At 61.7% G+C, this 643-nt stretch carries 1 protein-coding gene; it reads right to left on the reverse strand.

Annotation, left to right across the window (positions count from 1 at the left end):
• The coding region (locus Q1B21_RS22305) for a serine hydroxymethyltransferase (RefSeq protein ID WP_299893265.1) at positions 1-643 on the reverse strand (643 nt) is incomplete at both ends.

Below are 643 nucleotides of genomic sequence, written 5' to 3' on the forward strand. Positions count from 1 at the left end.
CCCAGACGGATGCCGCTGGTCACGGTTGGTTTTTCCGGGTCAAACGGCACGCCGTTCTTGTTGCAGGTGATATGCGCCCGGCCCAGGGCCTTGTCGACGATGTTGCCGGTCACGCCCTTGGGCCGCAGGTCGACCAGCACCACATGGGTGTCGGTGCCGTGGGTGACCGTGTCCAGACCACCCTTGATCAGCTGATCCGACAGCGCCTGCGCGTTGGTCACGACCTGTTTGATGTAGTCCCTGAACTCGGGCCGCAGCGCCTCGCCAAAGGCCACCGCCTTGGCTGCGATCACATGCATCAGCGGGCCGCCCTGAATGCCGGGGAAGATCGCTGAATTCACTTTCTTAGCGATATCTTCATCATTGGTCAGGATCATGCCACCACGCGGGCCACGCAGGGTCTTGTGCGTGGTGGTTGTGGCCACATGTGCATGCGGGAACGGGCTGGGGTGTTCGCCCGCCGCCACCAGACCGGCGAAATGCGCCATATCAACATGGAGGTAAGCGCCGACCATATCAGCAATCTCGCGCATGCGGGCAAAGTCGATCTGGCGCGGGATGGCCGAGCCTCCGGCGATGATCAGCTTGGGGTTATGCTCTTTCGCCAGCGCCTCGACCTGATCATAGTCCAGCATGTTGTCTT

The sequence above is a fragment of the uncultured Ruegeria sp. genome (genome assembly GCF_947504215.1).
In the GTDB taxonomy this organism is placed as follows: Bacteria; Pseudomonadota; Alphaproteobacteria; order Rhodobacterales; family Rhodobacteraceae; genus Ruegeria.